17 protein-coding genes are annotated in these 19,146 nt (G+C 42.1%); 8 read left to right on the top strand and 9 right to left on the bottom strand.

Annotation, left to right across the window (positions count from 1 at the left end; translation table 11 throughout):
• Nucleotides 1–26 precede the first annotated feature (26 nt).
• Nucleotides 27–638, top strand: a complete 612-nt coding sequence (locus ACPZ3T_RS01935) for an anti-sigma factor family protein (RefSeq protein WP_490273314.1) — start codon at nt 27–29, stop codon at nt 636–638.
• A gap of 78 nt (nt 639–716) precedes the next feature.
• On the opposite strand, the gene ACPZ3T_RS01930 is transcribed toward ACPZ3T_RS01935, so the two are convergent.
• Nucleotides 717–1,160, bottom strand: a complete 444-nt coding sequence (locus tag ACPZ3T_RS01930; protein WP_490273313.1) for a gamma-glutamylcyclotransferase family protein — start codon at nt 1,158–1,160, stop codon at nt 717–719.
• A gap of 137 nt (nt 1,161–1,297) precedes the next feature.
• Here ACPZ3T_RS01930 and leuS point away from each other — a divergent pair, with 137 nt between their 5' ends.
• Nucleotides 1,298–3,919: a leucine--tRNA ligase gene (gene leuS, locus ACPZ3T_RS01925; protein ID WP_490277092.1), complete on the top strand. Its 2,622-nt coding sequence runs from the start codon at nt 1,298–1,300 to the stop codon at nt 3,917–3,919.
• A 199-nt stretch (nt 3,920–4,118) separates the two neighbouring features.
• On the opposite strand, the gene ACPZ3T_RS01920 is transcribed toward leuS, so the two are convergent.
• Together ACPZ3T_RS01920 and ACPZ3T_RS01915 are read right to left on the bottom strand one after the other, a co-directional pair.
• The gene (locus ACPZ3T_RS01920; RefSeq protein WP_490273312.1) at nt 4,119–5,015 is read right to left on the bottom strand and encodes a LysM peptidoglycan-binding domain-containing M23 family metallopeptidase; all 897 of its coding nucleotides are present in this window, start codon (nt 5,013–5,015) and stop codon (nt 4,119–4,121) included.
• 26 nt (nt 5,016–5,041) lie between these two features.
• The gene (locus ACPZ3T_RS01915) at nt 5,042–5,305 is read right to left on the bottom strand and encodes a hypothetical protein (protein ID WP_490273311.1); all 264 of its coding nucleotides are present in this window, start codon (nt 5,303–5,305) and stop codon (nt 5,042–5,044) included.
• A gap of 105 nt (nt 5,306–5,410) precedes the next feature.
• On the opposite strand from ACPZ3T_RS01915, the gene ACPZ3T_RS01910 reads away from it, so the two are divergent.
• From ACPZ3T_RS01910 to ACPZ3T_RS01900, 3 genes are all read left to right on the top strand, one after another.
• Nucleotides 5,411–6,616 carry an HhoA/HhoB/HtrA family serine endopeptidase gene (locus ACPZ3T_RS01910; RefSeq protein WP_490273310.1) on the top strand — a complete coding sequence of 402 codons (1,206 nt, stop codon included), beginning with the start codon at nt 5,411–5,413 and terminating at the stop codon, nt 6,614–6,616.
• A 704-nt stretch (nt 6,617–7,320) separates the two neighbouring features.
• Nucleotides 7,321–7,494 carry a helix-turn-helix domain-containing protein gene (locus ACPZ3T_RS01905; protein WP_490273309.1) on the top strand — a complete coding sequence of 58 codons (174 nt, stop codon included), beginning with the start codon at nt 7,321–7,323 and terminating at the stop codon, nt 7,492–7,494.
• 203 nt (nt 7,495–7,697) lie between these two features.
• Nucleotides 7,698–8,105 carry a transposase gene (locus tag ACPZ3T_RS01900; protein WP_490273308.1) on the top strand — a complete coding sequence of 136 codons (408 nt, stop codon included), beginning with the start codon at nt 7,698–7,700 and terminating at the stop codon, nt 8,103–8,105.
• A gap of 263 nt (nt 8,106–8,368) precedes the next feature.
• Here the strand turns inward: ACPZ3T_RS01900 and ACPZ3T_RS01895 are convergent, their stop codons facing one another.
• Together ACPZ3T_RS01895 and ACPZ3T_RS01890 are read right to left on the bottom strand one after the other, a co-directional pair.
• Nucleotides 8,369–8,524 (bottom strand): type II toxin-antitoxin system antitoxin, encoded by a 156-nt coding sequence (locus ACPZ3T_RS01895; protein WP_490273307.1) that lies wholly within the window; start codon nt 8,522–8,524, stop codon nt 8,369–8,371.
• Nucleotides 8,525–8,548: 24 nt separating this feature from the next.
• Nucleotides 8,549–9,490, bottom strand: a complete 942-nt coding sequence (locus ACPZ3T_RS01890) for an SPFH domain-containing protein (protein WP_490273306.1) — start codon at nt 9,488–9,490, stop codon at nt 8,549–8,551.
• A gap of 284 nt (nt 9,491–9,774) precedes the next feature.
• Here ACPZ3T_RS01890 and ACPZ3T_RS01885 point away from each other — a divergent pair, with 284 nt between their 5' ends.
• Together ACPZ3T_RS01885 and ACPZ3T_RS01880 are read left to right on the top strand one after the other, a co-directional pair.
• Nucleotides 9,775–10,557, top strand: a complete 783-nt coding sequence (locus ACPZ3T_RS01885) for an RNA ligase family protein (protein ID WP_490273305.1) — start codon at nt 9,775–9,777, stop codon at nt 10,555–10,557.
• 69 nt (nt 10,558–10,626) lie between these two features.
• The gene (locus ACPZ3T_RS01880) at nt 10,627–11,754 is read left to right on the top strand and encodes an AAA family ATPase (protein ID WP_490273304.1); all 1,128 of its coding nucleotides are present in this window, start codon (nt 10,627–10,629) and stop codon (nt 11,752–11,754) included.
• On the opposite strand, the gene ACPZ3T_RS01875 is transcribed toward ACPZ3T_RS01880, so the two are convergent.
• Entirely contained in the window at nt 11,695–12,072 is a 378-nt protein-coding gene (locus ACPZ3T_RS01875) for a hypothetical protein (protein WP_490273303.1), read from the bottom strand. The two genes, ACPZ3T_RS01880 and ACPZ3T_RS01875, sit on opposite strands and share 60 nt — an antisense overlap.
• Between ACPZ3T_RS01875 and ACPZ3T_RS01870 the strand changes: the two genes are divergently transcribed.
• Nucleotides 12,050–12,919, top strand: coding sequence for a sulfite exporter TauE/SafE family protein (locus ACPZ3T_RS01870; protein WP_490273302.1), 870 nt, complete (start codon nt 12,050–12,052; stop codon nt 12,917–12,919). The genes ACPZ3T_RS01875 and ACPZ3T_RS01870 overlap by 23 nt on opposite strands.
• A gap of 43 nt (nt 12,920–12,962) precedes the next feature.
• Here the strand turns inward: ACPZ3T_RS01870 and ACPZ3T_RS01865 are convergent, their stop codons facing one another.
• The 3 genes from ACPZ3T_RS01865 to pcrA all read right to left on the bottom strand — a co-directional run bounded on the left by ACPZ3T_RS01865 (nt 12,963) and on the right by pcrA (nt 19,118).
• Nucleotides 12,963–13,502, bottom strand: a complete 540-nt coding sequence (locus tag ACPZ3T_RS01865) for a L,D-transpeptidase (protein ID WP_490273301.1) — start codon at nt 13,500–13,502, stop codon at nt 12,963–12,965.
• A gap of 314 nt (nt 13,503–13,816) precedes the next feature.
• Entirely contained in the window at nt 13,817–16,339 is a 2,523-nt protein-coding gene (locus ACPZ3T_RS01860) for a bifunctional diguanylate cyclase/phosphodiesterase (protein WP_490273300.1), read from the bottom strand.
• A 457-nt stretch (nt 16,340–16,796) separates the two neighbouring features.
• A complete protein-coding gene (gene pcrA, locus ACPZ3T_RS01855) occupies nt 16,797–19,118 on the bottom strand; it encodes a DNA helicase PcrA (protein WP_490273299.1) in 2,322 nt (773 codons plus the stop codon).
• Nucleotides 19,119–19,146: the final 28 nt, after the last annotated feature.

The following is a 19,146-nucleotide window of genomic DNA, read 5'->3' as shown; positions in this document are numbered from 1 at the left end:
GTGGATGAATTGGTAATAATGTTAGTATGACTACTGATTCTCAATTTAATGATCCTTGTCCCAGGCAACTACCAAGAGAGTTACCAAATGAGATGGCAAAGCATACCAATAAAGCAACGGGTGCTATGGATATGGTAAAGCGCGATCGCTTTGAATTATTGAGTGCTTATCTAGATGGCGAGGTGACAGCAGCAGAACGTCGGCAAGTAGAAGATTGGTTAGCCAATGATGCCGCAGTTCAACGTCTGTATAACCGACTCCTTAAGCTCAGGCAAGCCCTACGGACTATGCCAGTGCCAACAGCCCAAACTTCTCCAGAAACAACAGCCGACCAAGTATTTGCCCGGATTAACCGCCGTTCTAGAATCAAATGGGCATTTGGTGGTGCAGCAGTTGCTGCTTGTGTGATTGGTGCATTATCTAGCTGGGTGCTAAATCGAGAATCGGGCATCACCCAACTAGCACAACAAACACAACCACAGCCTACCCAGGCTACCACTAAGTCACAACCACTACCGATGATCGCCTTGAACCACCCAGTCATGGCAATTCCCAAGAAAGCGGCTGTATCCTCTCCCGAAAGGTTGATTAATCAACCACAATCAGGACTAGGGGACGTTATCCGAGAGATCAACTAATCTCCACCCAAGTTTGTAGTCAGCACTAAAGTTCTTGAGATGGTGAAGACTAAAGTTTCCACTACAAACACTTAAGTCCTAGTTATCCTGGAGGGTTACACCATAACCACTCCACCAGCCATCAGGTAGGAGTACACCTCCTAACTTTTTCACTTTTTCTGGGTGCATCAGGTATACCCAAGCCCAACCCAGAGACAAACCCTGGAGATTGTATACTTTGACTTGTTGACGGTTGTAGAGATTTGCTGACATTTCTCTAGTAGGCTGGTAATCTTCCAACTCATCTAGAGCATCTAAAATCCAGGGTTGAGCAAAAGAAAGTAAATATCCGTGGACTAGTTCTTTTCCTATAGTCATAGCTGGGTAGCCCATCGGTAAAGCAAACAGTTGACCGAGGGTGGTACATCTTTGGCTATCTACTACCTTACCAACGCAATATTGTTGATAATTAACTTCCCCTGGTTTGAGTGTACCGTAGACAAAAATTCTCACTCTGCCAGAAATTTCGTTATTTAAGATCATTATTTTTAAGTTTCCAAGACTCTGCTCTTGCCAACATAATTACGAATTAGTAATTACGAATTACGAATTGTCAATTGCCTACCATCATCTACAATATGGAGGCAGACAAGATTTACAGTCCAGTAGGAGAATTTTCGGTGGATTCCCGATATAACCCCGCATCAATTGAGGAAAAATGGCAAAAAACATGGTTAGAACTGGGCTTAGATAAGACCCCAACAGATAGTAATCAGCCCAAATTCTACGCTCTATCCATGTTCCCCTACCCATCAGGCAGCCTGCACATGGGTCACGTCCGTAACTATACAATTACCGATGTGATTGCTCGCCTCAAACGAATGCAAGGGTATCGGGTACTGCATCCAATGGGATGGGATGCCTTTGGTTTACCCGCAGAAAACGCCGCCATTGACCGTGGTGTCCCCCCTGCTAAGTGGACTTATCAAAATATTGACCAAATGCGGCAACAATTGCAGCGTCTTGGCTTATCTATTGACTGGGATTGTGAAATTGCCACCTGTTCCCCAGACTATTACAAGTGGACACAATGGATTTTCTTGCAGTTTTTGGCAGCAGGTTTGGCATATCAAAGAGAAGCAGCCGTTAATTGGGATCCTATTGACCAAACTGTATTAGCCAACGAACAAGTTGACAACGAAGGCCGTTCTTGGCGCAGTGGGGCGAAAGTTGAGCGCAAGTTACTGCGACAATGGTTTTTAAAGATTACTGACTACGCCGAAGAATTATTAAATGACCTGGATAAATTAACAGGTTGGCCAGAACGGGTCAAATTGATGCAGGCGAACTGGATAGGCAAATCTACAGGGGCGTATTTAGAATTTCCCATTGTGGGTAGCGAGGAAAAAATAGCAGTTTACACTACCCGTCCTGATACTGTATTTGGTGTCAGCTACGTAGTTTTAGCACCAGAACACCCCTTAACTGAGCAAGTTACCACCAAAGACCAACAAGCAGCAGTCACAGCCTTTATTCAAGAGGTGACAAATCAAAGTGAGTTGGAACGTACCGCCGAAGACAAACCTAAGCGCGGTGTTCCTACGGGGGGGAAAGTTATCAACCCATTGACTGGGGAAGAAGTACCCATTTGGATCGCCGACTATGTACTGTATGAGTATGGTACTGGGGCAGTGATGGGTGTACCTGCCCATGATGCACGGGATTTTAAATTTGCCCAAAGATATGATTTACCCATTGACTTTGTGATTGCTGCCCCTGAAGATGTGGCAGGGTTTGATTTAACGCCGACATCAGACACAGAAGAAGTTACCCAACTGGTACAGATTGAATATCACGAGGCATATACTGAGCCAGGAATTTTAATTAATTCTGGGTTGTTTACAGGGATGACTTCTACAGAAGCGAAGTCAGCAATTACTAAATATGCCGAAGAACAAGGCTTTGGTAAGGAACGTATCCAGTATCGCTTACGGGATTGGTTGATTTCCCGTCAACGCTATTGGGGCGCACCCATTCCTGTGATTCACTGCCCCAATTGTGGGATAGTACCAGTACCAGATGAAGATTTACCTGTACAGTTACCCGAAGAAGTGGAATTTACTGGCCGGGGTGGTTCGCCTTTGGCACAGCTGGAAAGTTGGGTAAATGTGCCTTGTCCTAGCTGTGGTACTCCGGCGAAACGGGAAACCGATACAATGGATACCTTTATTGATTCCTCCTGGTATTTCTTACGGTTTACAGACGCTAAAAACGAAAACCAAGTTTTCGATCCTGCTAAAACTAACGACTGGATGCCCATAGAACAATATGTAGGCGGAATTGAACACGCGATTCTACATTTATTGTATTCCCGTTTCTTTACCAAAGTTTTGCGCGATCGCGGTTTATTGAACTTCGATGAACCATTTGCGCGCCTATTAACTCAAGGTATGGTGCAGGGTTTAACTTACATGAACCCCAACAAAGGCGGTAAAGATAAATGGATTCCTTCCAGTTTAGTCAACCCTAATGACCCCCGTGACCCCCAAACAGGTGAACCTTTGCAGCGTCTGTACGCTACTATGTCCAAGTCTAAAGGTAACGGTGTTGCACCAGAAGATGTAATTTCTAAGTATGGTGTAGACACAGCACGGATGTTTATTTTATTCAAAGCACCACCGGAAAAAGACTTAGAATGGGATGAGGCGGATGTTGAAGGGCAATTCCGGTTTTTAAATCGGGTGTGGCGGTTGGTGACAGATTATGCTGCAGCTGGAGTTTGTCGTAAACAAGCCCAACTCGATAATTTGAGTAAACCAGAAAAAGAATTACGCCGGGCAATTCATACAGCCATTCAAGCGGTGACGGAAGATTTAGAAGATGAGTATCAATTTAATACAGCTGTTTCTGAGTTGATGAAGTTGAGTAATGCTCTCTCTGATGCTGACTGCCGCAACTCCCCAATTTATGCTGAAGGTATTCAAACTTTGGTAGTGATGTTAGCTCCGTTTGCGCCACACATTGCTGATGAATTGTGGCATTTATTAGGTAATAGTAAATCTGTGCATATTCAAACTTGGCCTGCTTTTGACTCGGCTGCCTTGGTGGCTGATGAAATTACGTTAGTCATTCAGGTTAATGGTAAGAAGCGCGCTGATTTGCAAGTTCCAGCCCAAGCAGATAAGGCCGAGTTGGAGAAATACGCCCGTGAGTCAGAAGCAGTACAGCGTCACTTAGAAGGGAAGGAAATTAAAAAGGTGATTGTTGTGCCTGGAAAGTTGGTTAATTTTGTAGTTGGCTAAAACACTTGTTCACTGTTGAACTCCCTTCTCTACGAGAGGCTGCGCCAACGGGAGAGGGTTGGGGTTGAAGCAACGGGGAACAGTTCGTCCCTTCGTTCCCTCTCCCCACCATAGGCAGTCCCTGTTCCCCGTTCCCCGTTCCCCGTTCCCTTTTACTAGTAGAGACCCAATTCATCGCGTCTCTACAAATATTTGATGATTATTTACCGTTGACTTTTAAATAGTCCTTGGGATTTTCTGCCACCCAACCCAAAGAAGAACTCGAACGAATTTCAAAGTGTAGATGGGGTTGTTTTCCTGTTGGTTGTCCAGTTGTGCCAACAGTTCCTAGTAATTGCCCTTGAGTGACTTGTTGACCAACTTTAACTTGCATACTATCCAGATGAGCATAGCGGCTTTGTAAACCGCCATTGTGGTTGATGATGACTAAATTACCGTAAGTACCCTGTTCTTGAGCAAATACTACCTTACCGGGTGCGATCGCTTCTACAGGTGTTCCCACATCTGCTAACAAATCTACACCACTATGGAAAAACACCTGACCTGTATTGGGGTTAATTTGCCAACCATAGGGTAAAGCCACCTCTACCGCTTGCTCTAAAGGATAGCCAGATAACTGAACTGAAGCAGCGAATAAATTATTTTTGGGAGTGGCAGTAAAACCATTAGGCGACCAATTTACCCCAGGTACAAACACAATTCTAGGGTTTTGTTGACAACCATTCACCTCAAATAGTGTATCAGGACGCACTTTAAATCTTGTGGCTATTTGTCGCCAAGTTTGGCCAGCAGGTACTTCTACTACAACCCCATTGAAAGGAGCAATTTGTAATTCACTACCCACCGATGGAGGCGAGCCATTCTGAAGAGATGGGTTCATCCCTACAATCGTTTCAGGAACAAGATTGTAACGTTGTGCAATACTTACCAAAGTGTCACCACGGACTACCTTGTGCCGCCGGAAGCGAGATAAAGCCGGAATTGGGCAACCCTCAACCGCCGCACTAGCACTATTCAAGTTTGGCAGCATAGCTGTTACCCATCCCATAGCACCGACTAAGCCACACAAGAAAACAATACGATAGGGAAAAACCATAGATTTCAGTTAAGAAAGCCTTAACTTTAGATTTTAGTTTGGAAATTAGAGATTGGGCATTGGGAATGGGGAATGGGGAATGGGGAATGGGGAATGGCGCAGGGTGTGGGAGGTGTGGGAGGTGTGGGAGGTGTGGAATGGTGGAAAACAAATCTTTCCCCCCACACTCCCCTCTCTCCCCTCTCTCCCCACACACCCCCCTCCCTTGTCTCCCTTGTCTCCCCTACTCCCCTGCTCCCCTGCCCCCTCCCCCCTGCTCCCCTGCCCCCTGGCCAAAAGTCAACAGTCAAAACCCTTAAAAAGCTACTGAATGTTAAATTTATCTGTCCACTTGCTGTTTGCTTGACTAAACTTAGAAATTAGCAACTGCATTGCTATCCTTAAACGTAGTCATTATGAATTTATCTTTAAAACAATTAGCTGCTTATTTGTCTTTATTAGTGATTGGCAGTGGCGCAGGTTTATTAGGCAGTCGCTATTTCCTCCCACCAAATCGCTCGTTTCAACAACTGAAAAATGTCACAGTAGCTTTACCTCCAGAGACTGTGAGTCCTAACTCTGTGAATGTTTCTCCAGGGACGATTAGTGGCGATAATGTCAATTTTATTGCAAATGCAGTCCAAAAAGTTGGCCCGGCAGTTGTGCGGATTAATGCGACGCGCAAAGTAGCTAATCCTATTTCGGATGCTTTAAAAAATCCTTTATTAAGGCGATTTTTTGGTGAGGATGAACAACCAATTCCCTCAGAACGCATTGAGCGTGGTACTGGTTCAGGGTTTATTTTAAGTGAAAAAGGGGAATTGCTGACTAATGCTCATGTCGTAGCTGACACCGATACCGTACAAGTGACTCTCAAGGATGGGCGGACTTTTGAAGGCAAGGTGATAGGAGTTGACAATATCACAGATGTGGCTGTAGTGAAGATTCCCGGAGATAATTTACCGACGGTGAAGTTAGGAAATTCACAAAATTTAATACCTGGCCAGTGGGCGATCGCTATCGGTAATCCTTTAGGTTTAGATAATACCGTTACCATTGGGATTATTAGTGCCACAGACCGCACCAGCGCGCAGGTTGGTGTCCCGGATAAACGAGTTAGCTTTATCCAAACTGATGCTGCTATTAACCCTGGGAACTCCGGGGGGCCTTTATTGAATGCCCAAGGCGAAGTTATTGGAGTTAATACCGCTATCCGCGCCGATGCTCAAGGGTTAGGCTTTGCTATCCCCATAGAAACTGCTGCCCGTGTCGCTAATGAACTTTTTACTAAAGGGCGCGTAGAACACCCTTTTTTGGGTATTGAAATGACTGATTTATCTCCCACGAAAAGGAAACAGATGAATCAAGATAGTCAAGTCAATATCTTACAAGAAACTGGTGTTGTGATTAAAGGTGTACGACCTGATTCACCAGCTCAACAAGCAGGACTACTACCGGGCGATGTAATTCAAAAGATTAACAATAAACCAGTAAAAACATCAGCCCAAGTGCAGAAACAGGTTGAGTCTAGCACTGTGGGAGACATTCTAGTCATAGAAGTTAACCGCAGTGGGAAAATTCTCACTGTGCCAGTTAAGTCAGGAGCTTACCCTAAAAGGTAGTCTTGTTCTTTAGCCGCAGGGGGCTAATTAATTCAAAATTCAAAATTAGAAAACTTTGGGCAGGGGGCAGGGGGCAGGGGAAAGAGAATGTTTGTATTTCTGCACAAGTAAGTTATTAGGGAGAGATGATATTAGCTGTCAACTGCCCATTATTTCTGCCCGCTAATTTCTTGACTATGGACTATTGACTCAGTTCTGCGCCATAAATAGCAGTCTGTTTCTACCCTCCTCTTAAAGAATCCCCCCATAGGAGCATGAAAATCAGCGATAGGAAAACTTTCGCACTCAGAGGACTGTTAAGCAACATAGAAACATCATCTGATTTTTAATTGATCAATTCATAAACAAAGGGTTAACGCCTATGCGGTTGCTTGTATGTAACACTAGATCAGATCTGGAATTAGGGAACATATCAACGTGTTTGACTACTTACATATCTGACATACAAAAAATTGAATGTCATGGGTAAGACACGTAAAAACACCGTAAAATAAGACCTTTGGCATCTGGTGATATCACCCGATACGCCAAGAGAACACAGGTAGACAGGGTAAATTGGACTGCTTTATCTAGGAAGTTTTGATCACATTCCAAGAATCAAGCAATCAGACTGCAACTTTTACAAACAAGTATTAAAGTTACCAGACAAAGCAGCAATATTTTAAGTGGTTTATCAGCATTTGACACAAATGCTGCTTTTTTGCATGAACGGGCAGGTAAAGGAACAGCAAGAAATTGGCAACCGCTTGGGCAGAGATACTTCGACGGTGACGAGATGGTTACAGAGGTATAGAGCGGGTGGATTGTCTGGGTTATTAGCAGTGAAGAAAGCACCAGGGGCAAAACGAAAAATCCATGATGAAGCGATCGCTTCATGAAAACGAGAGTTGGAAACAGGAGAAGGGTTTAGTAGTTATGGAGCAATAGTCGAGTGGTTGAAACTCAAACATGGACTGGATATAGAGTATGGAACAGTTTACGCCTGGGTGAGATATCGTTTAGGAGCGAAATTAAAAGTGCCACGCTCCCAAAGCTATAAGCAGAAAGAAAAACTCATATCCGAATTAAAAAAAAACTCGGTGTGCTGATAGTTAGTCTGGAACAACTGCTAGCACCAGGTAAAAGTGTACGCTACCTGTGTCAGGATGAAACTAGAGTGGGGCTGAAAACACTCACAGGCAAAGTAATTACAGCTAAAGGAGTTAAACCCACGGTAGAGGTGAAATGGCTTCGGGAAAATTTCTGGATTTATGGTGCAATTGAACCGTTGACTGGAAAGCATTTCCAGCATGAATACCCTAAACTCAATGGAGACTATTTTCAACAGTTTTTAGACTGGCTCTCGGGACAATTAGGCTCGGATTATGCCATTTTACAGATTGACCAAGCTCCCGCCCATACTAGTTCTGCGATTCGTTGGCCAGACAATATTATTCCTCTACTGCAACCACCTCATTCTCCAGAACTCAATCCCATCGAGCGGCTGTGACAGTTTCTCAAAAAATCTCTCAAAAATGTACTTTTCTCTTCTTTAGAGGATTTACGTGAGCGCATTCAGCAGCTATTTGACCAATTAACTTTTGAACAAGTCATCTCTGTATCTTCTTATAACTTTATCTTGGAAGCTCTTTTCTATGCAGCTTCATATTAAATCGGTATAAGGACTTTAGTCCTTGTTTGAGAACTAAAGTTCTCACTACAAACCTTTAAAGACGCGATCAATCGCGTCTTTATAATATTCAACAATCAACATTAATCATCTGATGATTTTTGTTGATCATTTTGCCAACGTCCAGCTTTCTTGACTGCGTCAGTCAACAGATACTCAATCTGTGCATTCACACTTCTTAATTCATCGGCTGACCATTTTTCAAGTACTTCATACAGCTTTTCATCTACACGTAACAAAAATCGTTTTTTTTGTCCCATTTATTAGTTATAAAGTGTGCCAGTGTTAATAACAGGTTGGGCGGTTTGCTCAGAAGTTAAGACCACTAATAAATTATTAATCATTGAGGCTTTGCGTTCATCATCCAAATCAATCATTTGTTCTTGACTCAAACGGTTTAACGCTTCATTCACCATACCTACAGCACCCTCAACAATTTGCCGCCGGGCATCAATTAAGGCTTTGGCTTGTTGTCTTCTGAGCATCATTTGGGCGATTTCTGGTGCATAAGCTAAATGGGAGAGTCTAGCTTCAATGACTTCTACTCCTGTGACTTCCAAACGGGCTTGGAGTTCTTTTTGCAAGGCTTGAGCAATTTCATCGGGGATTCCCCGCAAAGATGGTGTGGCTGTGTCGTCGGTGCTGTCGTAAGGATAACGTATGGCTAGCGCACGGATAGCAGTTTCACTTTGGATAGCCACAAATTCTTCATAGTCATCAACGGCGAATTTTGATTTTGCGGAATCGAAAACCTGCCAAACAACCACAGCCGCAATTTCAATAGGGCTACCTTCAGCATCGTTGACTTTGATAATTTTGCTGTTGAAGTTACGCACCCGCAGGGAAATATTGTGCTTGCTAGCAAAGGGATTTGTCCACCAAAAGCCCGATTCTCGGACTGTTCCCATATACTGCCCAAAAAATATCAATACTACAGCTTGATTTGGCTCAACAGTAAAAAATCCCGATAGTGAAGGAATAATCACAATCAAAAGTGTAGCCGCCAACCAAGCCACCAACTCGGCAACAGTATCATCACCACCGATGAAATCAGTAACTTTCAGTCCTCTAGCCAATAAAGCTTCTAACCCCGTAACCCTAGACCAAATATACCACCCTCCCAGAAGGGCGATCGCTCCTACTACAGCCAACATCACAAAGCCGTTCACCTTGAACGCTGGAAATTCCTTGATTTTTGGGTTCATAGTTCTTCTCAAACCATATTTATATCAAAGTGATATCATTGTAGTATCAAAATTTTTAAATTGCTATATTTTGTTAGCAAAGAAGGGAACAGGGAACAGTTAAATTCTGGAAATCTGGCTTCAGCTTGTGAAGTAAATGTATGATGTAAACACTCTGTAACTTCAGGTCACGGTTATGTAATCCCTTGGCTCAGTCAAATTCTCAATGATTGCGAATGAAAGTAACTCATTCGTGTCATTTCGCTACCTCAAGATTTTGATTGTTCTTACCAAGGTAAAAAATCATGGAACAAATTTATAAATATCCGCGTACCCATCACATTGAGGGTTCGCGGTTGCAGCCTGGGGATGAAGACCTTGATAGCATCCCTTTTGCAACTATCAAAGAAAAGTATGTAGTAGTTGAAGAAAAAGTTGATGGTGCAAACGCTGCTATCAGTTTTACGTCTGATGGACAACTCCGACTACAAAGCCGGGGACATTATTTAACGGGTGGTGCAAGAGAAAAGCATTTCAACTTATTTAAACAGTGGGCGTATACTCACACAGGCGCGTTTTGGGAAGTTTTGGGGAGTCGTTTTATTCTCTTTGGTGAATGGTTATATGCCAAGCACACGGTTTTTTACGATGCTTTACCCCACTACTTTTTAGAATATGATGTGCTGGATTTAGACAACAGAGTATTTCTTAGCACCCAACGCCGCCAGCATTTACTGGCAGGACTCCCACTGGTTTCTGTCCCCATTTTGTTTGCTGGCGAACTGCAATCTTATCAGCAACTTTTGGGGTTCTTGGGTGAGTCCCATTATCAAACATCTACATATTTAGAAAATTTTCGCCAAATTTGTCAACAACAGGAACTAGATGTCGAACGTTCCCTGAAGCAAACTGACCAAAGTGCTTTGATGGAAGGTTTATACATCAAAGTCGAACCAGGGGATACGGTGACAGCACGTTATAAATACGTGCGTTCCAGCTTTTTAACTACCATTCAGCAATCTGATGGTCATTGGTTGAATCGTCCCATTATCCCTAATCAATTGCGTTCTGATGTGAATTTATTTTGATTGGTTTGTAGTCAGGACTTTAGTCCTTAAATCTAAGAATAAATGTTACAACAACTTGAGGAAGGAAAGATGAATTGGACTTTTCCCTATTGTCCAGAGGCAAATGACTGGACAATAGATTGGCAGGGACTAGAAAGAGAATTTGACTGGTTGCGATCGCTTGCTGATTGTCCCCAAGACCCCCGTTATCATGCCGAAGGTGATGTACTTATTCATACTAAGTTAGTGTGTGAAGCATTAGTAAAATTACCACAATGGCGAACCCTACCAGCCACAGAACGCTCAGTGTTATTTGCGGCGGCGTTGCTGCATGATGTTGCTAAACCAGTTGCCACCCAAATCGCAACGGATGGTGCTATCTCCTCTAAAGGTCATGTCCTCCAAGGTGCAAAGATGGCGCAATCAATTCTCTGGGATTTGCAAGTCCCATTCCGTCAACGGGAAGCAATTGTGGCTTTGGTGAAATATGGTAGTTTACCTCTGTGGTTTTGGGACAAACCCAACCCCGAAAAAGCAGTGATTAAAACTAGTCAAATCATCCGTTGCGATATGCTGAGTTTATTAGCCGAAGCTGATGTTAGGGGGCGATATTGTGACGACCAAGCCCAGTTATTAGAAAGGATTGCATTTTTTCGGGAATATGCCCAAGAAAATCACTGTTTTGACAAACCACGCGCCTTTCCCTCAGCCCATAGTCGGTTTATTTATTTTCAAAAAGAAAATAGTCATCCAGATTATGCAGCCTACGATGATACCCGTTTGGAAGTCGTGATGATGTCAGGCTTACCGGGTGCGGGGAAAGACACATGGATTCAGCAAAATATACATGAATCGCCAGTAATTTCTCTAGATGAACTCAGGAACAAAATGGGGGTTGCACCTGACGCAGAACAAAGCGCGGTAGTAAATGCAGCGAAAGCCATAGCCAAAGATTATCTAAGAACCGGAAAATCTTTTGTGTGGAACGCTACTAACATCAGCCGTCAATTGCGAGGTTCACTGATTCGTCAATTTGCTAATTATCAAGCTAAAATTCGCATTGTTTACCTAGAAGCACCTTGGGAGGAATTACTGAATAGAAATAGCGATCGCACCGCCAAGTTACCAGAAAAGGTACTCTATAAAATGAAAAGTCGTCTAGAAGTACCAGATATCACCGAAGCGCAAGCGGTAGATTGGATAGTTGAAGGGGTGTAGGGGTGTAGGGGTGTAGGGGTGTAGGGGTGTAGGGGTGTAGGGGTAGGCTGTTGACTCTGTAACTTTTTTGGGATTTTGTCCATGCAAAAAATGTGCGTAGTTACGATGGCTGAAACTGTGTTTTGAGAAGGCTTTGAGGCACAAATTAAACATCGCGTACAAAATTACTAAAAACCGCCCAAATTTTAACAAAGTCAACAGCCTAGTGTAGGGGTGTAGGGGTGTAGGGGTGTAGGGGTGTAGGGGTGTAGGGGGAGACAAGGTAGACAAGGTAGAATTTCTTACCCAATGCCCCATGCCCAATGCCCCATGCCCCATGCCCAATTCCCAATTCCCCATGCCCAATTCCCAATTCCCCATGATGATAATTGCTCACTTTTTAGCTGTTTGTGTAGGCGTTAGCTTAGGTTTAATTGGTGGTGGTGGGTCGATTTTAGCTGTACCCATCTTAGTTTATGTGCTGGGAGTGCCAATTAAATCAGCGATCGCTATGAGTTTAGTGACTATTGGTGCTGTCAGTCTCATTGGTATTTTTCCTCACTGGCAACAGCACCATGTCAACTTTAAAACAGCCTTGCTATTTTCTCCAGGGGCAATGCTAGGTGCTTACATGGGGGCGCGTTTAGCTACTTTTCCCTTTGTCACACCAGCATTACAGCAGATTTTATTTGTAATTATGATGTTTGTGGCTGCATACTTGATGCTTCGCAATAGTCAGCATCAATTATCACCAAATCTAGAGTTGGAAGTAAGTGAAGCCAGTGTTGAGGTAAATTCATCAATCAGCATACATCAACATATTCCCAGATGGTTAGCCATTCCCACAGAAGGTTTTGGGGTGGGGGTTGTGACTGGACTAGTGGGAATTGGTGGCGGGTTTATGATTATTCCGACTTTGGTAATTTTGGGGAACACACCTATTAAAGAAGCAATTGGTACTTCTTTAATGATTATGGCTTTTAAGTCCGTGACGGGTTTTGCTGGATATTGGGGTCATGTTCCCATAGATATCAATTTAATGCTAACTTTTACCTTAGCCGCAGGGTTGGGAATGCTAGTTGGTGCTTACTTAACTCAATTTATTGCAGCGCAAAAACTAGAAACAGGTTTTGCTTATTTTGTAATTGCGATCGCTATTTTCATGCTATTCAAAACGGTTTTTTAATTCCCCCTTCCCTACAAGGGAAGGGGGTTAGGGGGTTAGGTTGTTACCTCCGCACTACAACCAAAGTACCATGAGAAGCCCAATTGAACAGCTTGCGGGCTTGTTTGACTGGTAAATTCACACAACCATGACTTACGGGAGTGCCAAAGCGGTTATGCCAATAAGCACCATGAATGGCATAGCCTCTATAAAAGTACATCGCATAAGGAACATCTGGAATATCGTAACCACGTCCTCTCATCCGGTTAATACGATATTTGGAATTAATCCGAAATTTGCCTAGAGGTGTAGGAGTCGAACGTTTTCCGGTAGAAACCCGAAAAGAATACACCAGTTTATCCCCTTCCCAAGCAAATAGACGCTGTGCAGAGAGATCAATGACAATCCGGCGATTTTGGGAGATTTCCTGAATACGAGATGAGGCGATACTCTGATCATTAACTGATGCAGCTAACGCCTTGGGTGGATTGGGATCAGCTGCGGTTGGTGGCAACGAAGATAGCAAAACTGCCATCATCATGACTCCACCAGTACACAATTTTCCTAAGCAATGTCTTCCGTTACTGCGAATCCAGTTTTGCATATTGCATCACCTTCTTATGCTAATAAAGTCATCAATTCCTAAACTTTGGATTACAGAAAATCCAAGATTCCAAACATAAAACTTGATGTTTGGAGAATGTAGAGTATTTTGAAGCGAAATTTAGCTCAAGTCAGGATTTACGCAGATTTGTTGAGGCAGACAGATTAATTCCCTATTCTATAGTTTATTTCAATTTTATTCATGCCAATTCCGGGAAATGATAGTGATTGTCTTGCTTTGGAAATATTTATATTTTTTTATAAAATCACCAGATTCATCTTTTTTTACTCCTTTTTTTAGCCATCAAACCCACTTTAAATAGTGACATAAGTCGGGTATTTTTTTTTATTTCGTGATAGTATCTCTGTAACTTTCATAGCTGGGAGCGCAGGATAAAACAAATAACCCTGAATTGCCTCGCATCCCATCTCCAGTAAAATTTCTAGCTGCCTTTGAGTTTCTACTCCCTCAGCCACTACGTTCATCTGTAACTTGTGCGCTAAGATGATAATCGCTTCAACCAAGGCCAAATTTTTCCCACCTTTTTCTAAATCTAGAATAAAACTGCGATCAATCTTGAGGGTGTTGATGGGAAAACGATGCAGATAATTCAACGAAGAATATGCTGTGCCAAAATCATCAAGACTCAACTGAATCCCCAAATTTCGGATGTGAGTGAGTTTCGTTTGAATAAATTCCTCGCTATTGAGTAAAGAACTTTCAGTAATTTCGAGTTTAAGCTGGTGAGGTGGTAACTGAGTTGTTGACAAAATTTGCTCAATTTGTGTTATGAAGTCAGGATGGGAAAGCTGTTGGCTAGTAATATTGACACTGATGGTGATTTCTTCACAGTTATTCAATTGATTGCGCCAATTTTGCATTTGAGTACAAGCCTCCCGTAACACCCACCAACCCAAAGGGATAACGAATCGAGTTTCTTCTAGCAAAGGGATAAACTTGACTGGAGAAACTATACCCAACAATGGATGATGCCAACGAATTAATGCTTCAAATCCTTTAATCTTTAAAGTTGATGCTTCAATTATGGGTTGGTAATATAGCTCAAATTCTTGTCTTTCTAGAGCGTATCTTAAATCAGTTTCTAATTGTAATCGCTCTACTATCTGGGCGTGCATTTGCTGGTTAAATACTTCATAATTATTTTTACCGTTGGCTTTGGCGCGATAGAGAGCGATATCGGCATTGCGGAGTAAGATTTGAGGGTTTGCTCCTCCCATTGTGTTTAAAACAATACCAATGCTAGTGCTAATAAATATTGCAGTGCTATTGTGATTACAGTTAAAGGGGGATTGGAAACTTTTAAGAATTTGCTCTGTAATCTCAATAACTTCTGAGATATCTGCAATGGGTTTTAGTAAGAGGATAAATTCATCTCCGCCAAAACGAGTCAGAGTATCAGTAGGACGAATAACCATTTTGATGCGTTGCGCGACAGCTATTAATAATTGATCGCCTACTAGATGACCAAAACTATCATTAACGAATTTAAAAAAGTCCAAATCAAGAAACAAAACAGCATATAATGATTCTTCCTTAGAGGTAATAGACTGATTGATTGCCTCTGTTAATTGCATTAAAAGTGCTTCTCGATTGGGTAGCCCAGTCAAAGCATCGTGATAGGCACTGTATTCTAACTGAGTAAAGGATTTTTGGAGTTGTTTTGCCATCCGATTGAAAGCTTGTCCTAGCAAAGCCAACTCGGTAGAGCGAGATTCTGGAATTTTTTGTTGCCAATTACCTTGAGATAGGGTATCCGCAGCTGTAATTACTTTTAATAAGGGAGTGACAATCTTACTAGAAGTGATAATTCCTGTTCCTATAGCAATAGATAAGGCAACTAAACATAACCCAATGGTTAGTCGAGTATTGGCATTTATCTCCTCCATAAAATCTGATTTGGGAATGACGGTGACAATGAACCAATTGAGTCCTCGTTGATCAGAAAAGGGGGTTATTTGGGCAAATACTTGTTCTCCTTTAAAATTGAACTCAATATGTTGATGCTTTTTGATGTTGTTCAGGACAGAAAGTTCAGTTTGCAGATGTTGAGCAGTGGCACTTATGAGAGGATTTGAACTTTCAATAGCGGCGATTCGTTCTGGCTCTTGATTAATAGGGTTGATGCGATAAAGTTTTTGCTTGTCAGAGGTGGCAATGAGTTTTTGTTGGTGATCGATAATAAAAGCCTCTCCTGTTTTACTAATTCGTAAAGATTGGAGGAATTGACCGAGCTTTTCTAAGCTCAAATCGATGCTGACGACTCCTCGCACTTCACCTTGCGGGTAATAAAAAGGTTGACTTGCAGAAGTCACTAACTCTTGAGGGGAGATAGTCAGATAGATTGGATTCCAAATGAGATCACCTGCCTTAACGGTGTCCTGATACCAGGAGCGTTTACGGTGATCATAGGTTGTATCTTCGTCTAGTAAACGACGCTTTCCTTGAGCGTCAATCAACCAATCAAACGTTCCTCCCTTGGCAGGATTCCAAATTGAAAGATAGAGTTGATGGCGATCGCCTTCGTTATAGCTAATACTGATATAGTTGGGTTGCTCTGTGGCAATGGTAATGCTAGTAATAGAATTAAATTGTCTGAGTTGCCGAAGCAGAGAGCTTTCTAATTCTCTAGGATTGTTAGGATTAATCTTGCCGGTTTCAATCATATCTACATTGAAACGAGCTACCAAGGGAGCTGTACCTAGAGTATCGTTGAGTCTCTCAGCAATTCTCTCGCTAACTCGTGAACTCAGTTGTCTAGTGAGATTATTTACTGCTTTTTCACCATTCCGCAAAGAAAGCCATCCAGTTATCCCCACAGCCGCAAAAATTTGAACCGCGAAAGGTACTATTAAAATTATGCGAAGAGGGATATGATGCTTTAACATTAAACGGAAGAGATGTATAAAAGACATCTCTAAAATAGTATATAGGTTGATAATAGAACATGATATTAACCCTAATACTACGATTAAAAATATCCGCTACATCATATCTTTAAAATTGACTCACTTAAGAACTTGCCACTCCTGTAGGCTCAGGATTCTTCCTTCACAGAAAATTTTTAAGTAAATTAATGTTAGTTAGATGACCTTTCGCCAACCCCTCTCCGACACAAAGAGTGGCTTAAATATCTTAAAATCTCAATGAAAAATGAAGTTTTTGAAACTTCTACGCCACTTGCTTCTCTACGAGACGCTACGCGAACAAGTCGGGAAACCCGCCCAACACAGTGGCTTCTCCTTGCAGGGGAGAGGTTTGGAAAGGGGTTGGTTACTACTCTATTTTTTGTAACTGCGCTACTCTAGGATCAATAATCTTCTGTCCTAGACTAGCGAATTTAACTGCTACAGATAGCTTATTACCTTCACCAAAAATGTGAGTTATTTCACCAATACCAAAAGTTTTGTGTAAAACTCGCTCCCCTACTTGCCAATTTTGATTAACTGTTTGCTTGCCATTAGTTGTAGAATTTTTAGGATAATTTTGCCGCTTTTTACCGGGATTTGCTAATAATTCTGGGGGTAATTCATCGAGAAATTGCGATCGCATTGCGGGTTCTCGTGAACCATATAAGCGGCGTTCACGGGCAAAGGATAAGTGTAAACGCTCTTGGGCGCGGGTAATTCCCACGTAACACAGGCGGCGTTCTTCTTCTAAGGCGGCTGGGTCATTCATAGAACGATAATTGGGAAATAATCCCTGTTCTAAGCCCACTAAAAAGACAACGGGAAACTCTAAACCTTTAGACGCGTGTAATGTCATCAAAGAAACGGCTGTTTGTCCTTCTTTTAAGTTATCTAAATCGGAACTGAGGGCAGTACTTTGCAAGAAGGCTGTTAAAGAAACATCTTCGTTTTCTTCTTGAAATTGCAGTACAGCGTTGTAAAGTTCCTGGACGTTTTGGATTCTGTCTTCGGCTTCGTCTGTACCTTGATTTTGTAAGTCCTGCACATAACCAGAATCTTCTAAAATCCCCATTACCATCTCAGTCACGGGAACAGTAGCAATTTCTGCTTGCCAACGGTTAATCATGGCAGCAAAATTATTCACAGATTTAGCAGAACGTCCAGCTAAAGTATTGACTGAGGTTTCATCGCTCAATATTTCCCATAATGTTGTGCCTAATTGTTGGGAAGCATTGATTAAATTATCAATAGTAGCTTTACCAATACCGCGCCGGGGTGTATTAATAACTCTTAATAAACTTACGGTATCTGCGGGGTTAGCGATCGCTCTTAAATAAGCTAAGACATCTTTAATTTCTTTACGGTCATAAAATTTCATCCCGCCAACGACTGTGTAAGGAATTTGATTCCTGACTAACAATTCTTCAAAGGGGCGAGATTGGGCATTGGTACGATAAAGAATAGCAAAACTGCCCCAATTTAATTCAGGATGTTGATTTTCTAAGGTGCGAATCTGCCTAATTACAAATTCGGCTTCCGCTAGTTCATCATCTGCTTTGTGACAATAAATTTGTTCACCTGCTCCCCTTGTCGGTTTGAGAACTTTATCAATCCGTTGGGTGTTATTTTCAATCAGTTCATTAGCAGCTTGGAGAATGTTTTCACAAGAGCGATAGTTTTCTTCTAACTTCACCATTGTGCGGGTATCTTCATCGGGCAACCCATCTCCAAAGTCGTTTTGAAACTCTAACAAAATGGTAAAATCTGCCATTCTAAAGCTATAAATTGATTGGTCAGCATCTCCTACTACAAAGACTGACCGATTTTTCCATTCCCATTCACTTTTTCTTTCTTCGCCATTAGTTGCTAACAGACGAATCAGGTCATATTGAGTACGGTTAGTATCTTGATATTCATCTACAAGCACATGACAAAATTTGCGATGCCAATAGCCTAAAACCTGTTCATTTTGCTGAAATAATCTGGTAGGAATTAGAATCAAATCATCAAAGTCTAGAGCGTTATTTTGCGATAGCCGATCTTGGTAAAGATTATAAACATTCGCTATCACTCGTCCGCGATAATTTGGTTGTTCTTGCTCTAATTCTTGTGGGGAAAAGCCTTGGTTTTTGGCATTACTAATGGCGTAGCGTACCGAACGAGGATCAAATTTTTTATCGTCTAAATTTAACTGTTTAGTAACAATTTCTTTAATTAAACTCTGGACATCAGATTCATCAAAAATAGAAAAATTTTTATCCCATTTTCTGCCTTTCTCGTCTTGATACTTTTCAATATCAAAGCGCAGAATCCGGGAAAATAGACTGTGGAATGTACCACACCATAGGTCTTTGATGGTAGTCTTATAAACACGCGATCGCAATTTTGTTTGTTCGTATTCTGGCAGTAAATCCAATCTTTGTCCATGTTCTGCCATTGCCAACTGTTCTGCAAATAGCTTTTGAATCCTTTCTTTCATCTCCCGTGCGGCTTTGTTGGTAAAAGTCACCGCCAAAATATTTTCAGGCGCGACACGGTGTTTGAGGATTAAGTTAGCAATTCGGTAAGTTAAAGCGCGTGTTTTACCAGAACCCGCGCCAGCCACAACCAGCAAGGGGCCGCAGTAATGTTCCACGGCTTGACGTTGGCTGGGGTTAAGATGGCTGAGAAAGTCAATGCTTGTAGTCATGGTGTGAGGAGTGCTGATAACTTACTTA

The organism is Aliinostoc maniaoense, assembly GCF_058172895.1.
The sequence above is the reverse complement of the archived record's forward strand: the minus strand, read 5'-3'. Positions and strand labels throughout refer to the sequence as shown.

Coding starts and splice junctions, on each gene's coding strand:
- ACPZ3T_RS01935 (WP_490273314.1), top strand. CDS start 27: ATGACTACTGATTCTCAATTTAATGATCCTTGTCCCAGGCAACTACCA.
- ACPZ3T_RS01930 (WP_490273313.1), bottom strand. CDS start 1,160: ATGATCTTAAATAACGAAATTTCTGGCAGAGTGAGAATTTTTGTCTAC.
- ACPZ3T_RS01920 (WP_490273312.1), bottom strand. CDS start 5,015: ATGGTTTTTCCCTATCGTATTGTTTTCTTGTGTGGCTTAGTCGGTGCT.
- ACPZ3T_RS01910 (WP_490273310.1), top strand. CDS start 5,411: ATGAATTTATCTTTAAAACAATTAGCTGCTTATTTGTCTTTATTAGTG.
- ACPZ3T_RS01905 (WP_490273309.1), top strand. CDS start 7,321: ATGAACGGGCAGGTAAAGGAACAGCAAGAAATTGGCAACCGCTTGGGC.
- ACPZ3T_RS01890 (WP_490273306.1), bottom strand. CDS start 9,490: ATGAACCCAAAAATCAAGGAATTTCCAGCGTTCAAGGTGAACGGCTTT.
- ACPZ3T_RS01885 (WP_490273305.1), top strand. CDS start 9,775: ATGGAACAAATTTATAAATATCCGCGTACCCATCACATTGAGGGTTCG.
- ACPZ3T_RS01880 (WP_490273304.1), top strand. CDS start 10,627: ATGAATTGGACTTTTCCCTATTGTCCAGAGGCAAATGACTGGACAATA.
- ACPZ3T_RS01870 (WP_490273302.1), top strand. CDS start 12,050: ATGCCCAATGCCCCATGCCCCATGCCCAATTCCCAATTCCCCATGCCC.
- ACPZ3T_RS01875 (WP_490273303.1), bottom strand. CDS start 12,072: ATGGGGCATGGGGCATTGGGCATGGGGCATTGGGTAAGAAATTCTACC.
- ACPZ3T_RS01865 (WP_490273301.1), bottom strand. CDS start 13,502: ATGCAAAACTGGATTCGCAGTAACGGAAGACATTGCTTAGGAAAATTG.
- pcrA (WP_490273299.1), bottom strand. CDS start 19,118: ATGACTACAAGCATTGACTTTCTCAGCCATCTTAACCCCAGCCAACGT.